The sequence below is a fragment of the Massilia sp. CT11-108 genome (assembly GCF_047302915.1).
In the GTDB taxonomy this organism is placed as follows: domain Bacteria; phylum Pseudomonadota; class Gammaproteobacteria; order Burkholderiales; family Burkholderiaceae_D; genus Telluria; species Telluria orientalis.
Genome location: NZ_JBKYMO010000667.1, coordinates 1 through 2,537 on the forward strand (window position 1 = coordinate 1; position 2,537 = coordinate 2,537).

Sequence of the window (2,537 nt, forward strand, 5' to 3'; positions counted from 1 at the left end):
AACGCTGGGCCTGCGTGCGCACTTCGCCCGCCACGACGGCGAACACGGCCGCGTTCAGCGCGAGGATATTGGTCTGGAAGGCGATGCCGTCGATGACGGCGATGATGTCGACGATCTTCTGCGACGACGCGTGGATCGATCCCATCGTGTCGACGACGCGCGCGACGGCCGTGCTACCCTGCTGGGCGACGCCGGCGGCCGTGTCGGCGAGGGCGTTGGCCTGGTTCGCGTGTTCCGCGTTGTTGCGCACGGTCGCGGTCAGTTCTTCCATCGAGGCGGCCGTCTGCTGCAGGGCGCTGGCCTGCTGCTCGGTGCGCGAGGACAGGTCCAGGTTACCGGCCGCGATCTGCGTGGAGGCGCTGGAGATCGTGCCGGTGGCGGCGCGCACGTTGCCGACGATGTGGGCCAGGTTGCCCTGCATCGCCTTCATCGCGGCGAGCAGGCTGGATTGGTCGCCGGGGCGGGTCTGCACGTCCATCGACAGGTCGCCGGCCGCGATGTGCTTGACGATGTCGGTCGCGTAGTCCGGCTCGCCGCCCAGGCGGCGCATCAGCCAGCGCGTGAGCAGCGTGGCGCCGGCGGCGCCCAGCAGCACGCAGCCGCAGACGAGCGACACGATCAGCACGCGCGATGCCGCGTAGCGGCGCGAACCATCGAGCGCGGCGGCGCGGCCGCCTGCCGTGTAGTTGTCGACGGCCTTGTCGACGTTGGCGCGGATGGCGACGATCAGCTTGTTCGATTCGCCGCGGATCAGCGACTTGGCCAGGGCGCCGTCGTTCTGGCGCGCGGCGGCGCGGACCTTGGCGTCTTCCGCCATGTAGCGCTGCCACAGGCCGAGGAATTCCGCGTAGCTCTGCTGTTCTTCCGGCGATTCGAGCAGCTTGACGTAGTCGTCCTGCATGCGCCGCAAGTCTTCGAGGTCTTGCGCGATCACCTTGTCGTATTTGTCCATCTCGGCCGAATCGCTCGAGATAATGTATTGCAGCTCGCGCGTGCGGATGCGGGCGACTTGCGACTTGATGTCTTCGATGACGCGGATGCCCGGCATCCAGTGCCCGGACAGGCGCAGCGAGGTGTCGTTGACCTTCGCCAGTTGATGAATCGAGATGGCGCCGACCAGCACGGTGAGTGCGAGGACGGCGGCGAACGTAATGCCCAGCTTGCTCGCGAGGCGTAAGCGGTTGAACCAGTTCATCGTCTGATAATTAGAAGTATTTCCGTAAGTCAACGATGATAACCGACATTCAATGTTGTTGTCATGCAATCTGGTTATACGTATATTCCACAATCTAATTAGTTTGCTACAAATGTTTGCTGCCCAGCGGTAACGTGTGCGGTGTTGCATGATCGACAGCCTATACTGCGTTCGTGTGTTCCGGATCCACTACCGTTCTCATGCACGATGGCGCCACCGTTCTCCCGTTCCGCAGTCCTGCTCGTCAAGCTGATCCTGCTGGGTCTGCTGGTCGGGGTCGCAACGTGGATCGCGCTGGCCCGCTGGACCATGTCGCCGCGTAACGTGACCTTCGCCCCCGTCGCCCAGCCGATTCCGTTCAGCCACAAGCACCACGTGGCCGACGACGCCATCGATTGCCGCTACTGCCACACGTCCGTGGAGAACTCGGCCACGGCCGGGATGCCGTCGACGTCGGTCTGCCTCAGCTGCCATTCGCAGCTGTTCGTGGATTCGCCGCTGCTTGCGCCACTGCACGAAAGCGCACGCACGGGCAAGCCGCTCCACTGGGTGCGCGTGCACGACCTGCCGGACTTCGTCTATTTCGAACACGACATCCACGTGGCCAAGGGCGTCGCCTGCATCGAGTGCCACGGGCGCGTGGACCAGATGCCCATCACGTGGCGCACGGCGTCGCTGGAGATGCAATGGTGCCTGCGCTGCCACCGCGACGCGCCCAACCACGTGCGGCCGCTGAACCAGGTGCTGTCGATGGCGCCGCAAAAGCCGCTCAGCGCGGACGAGATCCGCCAGCTGAACCGCCTGTACCACTTGCGCGATGCCCAGGCGCTGACCAATTGCTCCACCTGCCACCGATGAAGACGCATCCTGTTTTCCCGATCGCCCAGGACGAACCGGCACGGCGCCGCTTCCTGAAGCTGATGGCCGCATCGGCCGCGCTGGCCAGCGCCGGGTGCAGCGGGCCGCCGGCCGAAACCATCGTCCCGTACGCGACGATGCCGGAGCAGGGCGTGCCGGGCCTGCCCATGTTTTACGCGACCGCGTTCGTGCGCAACGGGCTCGCGCACGGCGTGCTCGTGGAATCGAACATGGGGCGGCCGACGAAGGTCGAGGGCAATCCGGACCATCCGGTGAGCGCGGGCGCCACCGACGTGTTCGCGCAGGCGTCCATCCTGCAGTTGTGGGACCCGGACCGGTCGCAGGCCGTGTTCCGCGGCGAGGAGATGGCGACGTGGGGCGCGTTCGAGGCGGCGCTGCAGGCACGCCGGCCCCGCTTCGAGCAGGACGGCGGCGCGGGATTGCACATCCTGACGGGCACCGTCGTCGTGCAGCGGGTCCCACG

General features: G+C 66.1%; 2 protein-coding genes and 1 pseudogene. 2 read left to right on the top strand and 1 reads right to left on the bottom strand.

Annotation, left to right across the window (positions count from 1 at the left end; genetic code table 11):
* Positions 1–1,195, bottom strand: a 1,195-nt coding sequence (locus tag ACEN88_RS29150; RefSeq protein ID WP_413345320.1) for an MCP four helix bundle domain-containing protein, incomplete at its 3' end; no start/stop codon positions are given.
* Between the two features lie 207 nt (positions 1,196–1,402).
* Here ACEN88_RS29150 and ACEN88_RS29155 point away from each other — a divergent pair.
* On the top strand, positions 1,403–2,053 hold the full coding sequence (locus ACEN88_RS29155) for a cytochrome c3 family protein (protein WP_413345322.1): 651 nt from the start codon (positions 1,403–1,405) through the stop codon (positions 2,051–2,053).
* Positions 2,050–2,537 (top strand): annotated as a pseudogene (locus ACEN88_RS29160) (molybdopterin oxidoreductase); the annotation flags it as partial. The gene ACEN88_RS29155 and the pseudogene ACEN88_RS29160, both read left to right, overlap by 4 nt.